The 1,483-nt window shown below is 41.7% G+C and carries 1 protein-coding gene; it reads right to left on the minus strand.

Annotation, left to right across the window (positions count from 1 at the left end):
* Nucleotides 1-155: 155 nt before the first annotated feature.
* A partial coding sequence (locus tag V6259_RS19480; RefSeq protein ID WP_341585946.1) for a TRAP transporter large permease occupies nt 156-1,483 on the minus strand: 1,328 nt, incomplete at its 5' end.

The raw sequence follows: 1,483 nt of genomic DNA on the forward strand, positions 1-1,483 counted from the left end.
TATAAACAGCCTGATCAAAAGCTTTCATCGAACTTTTAGACAAATCAGTACTGTATAAAATCTTACCAACTTCAGGCAGCATACTATTACCTCCAAATGGACAATAGAGAAATGCTTGTAAGAAAATCTCTTACAAGCATTTAAATTAAAACTCGCTAATAACCAAATAGCCTCGGCAAATATAAGGATATTTCAGGGAAGTAAGCAATAACAAATACTGCCACTGTCGATGACAATGTAAATGGAAGCGCTTTAACTGTTATTTCTTCCAGTGATACTTTCGAAATACCCGATGCAACAAATAAGTTCTCTCCAAGAGGCGGTGTAGCAAAACCAATTGAAAGACAGCAAATCATCACAATACCAAACTGAACAGGATCAATACCTAGATTATAAGTCACAGGCAACAACACAGGCGTCAGGATCATAATCGCAGCCAATGTTTCCATAAACATACCAACAAACAGTAGGAATATGATAATCAAGAACCAGATTAGGTAAATATTGTCAGTCAAACTCAACATAGAATCCGCTACGACAGCCGGTATATTATTCTCTATCAGCAAACGCCCAAAGACGGTTGCACAGAATAAAATAAGCATTATTCGGCCAGACAACCATGTAGTCGTTTCTAGCGAGCGAAAAATAGCACTCCAAGTAAGCTCTCTATGGATAAAGGCACCAACAAACAGAGTATAGAATATCGCAACAATGGCAGATTCAGTCGGAGTGAAAAATCCTGAGTAGATACCGCCTAAGATAACCAACGGAGCAAGAACAGACCAAAAACCAGAACGCATAGTTCGTGCAATGTGTTTGAAATCCCAACCACCTTCGGTTCCTTTGTAACCAAGACGCTTACAGCGGAAATAGTTCACTATGATCAAGCTCATAGAGATAACCAAACCTGGGAAAACACCGGCAATAAACATTTTAGAAATCGAGATACTTTGGAAGGTACCAAATTTTTCAATTGCTTCAGGAGGTACAGCCAGCCCCATTGCTGAGATACCAAAGATAACCATAGGAATCGATGGTGGAATAATAATACCTAATCCACCCGCAGAGGCCACAACCGCAGATGCGTACCCTTTATCGTAACCTCGATTAGCCATAGCAGGAATCATTAGCATCCCTACCGCTGCCGTTGTCGCTGGACCCGAACCAGAGATGGCACCAAAGAACATACAAGCCAGTACTGCCGCTGCCGATATACCACCTGTTACTGGGCCAGCAAAACTTTCCGCTAAATTTACGAGCCGCTTGGAAATACCACTCGCCTCCATCAGAGCACCCGCCAAAATAAAAGCAGGAAGCGCCATCAATGGAAAAGAACCAACTGAGGTAAAAGCAATCTGTACAAAAGTAATTGGGTTCTCACCCAGATAGAAATAGGACGCTAACGCCGCTACACCTAACGAGATACTGATCGGAGCGCCCATTAACAAAAGTACAAAAAAGGATCCGAAGAGAACTAATACAA

Source organism: Marinomonas sp. TI.3.20 (assembly GCF_038155025.1).
Taxonomy (GTDB): Bacteria; Pseudomonadota; Gammaproteobacteria; order Pseudomonadales; family Marinomonadaceae; genus Marinomonas; species Marinomonas flavescens.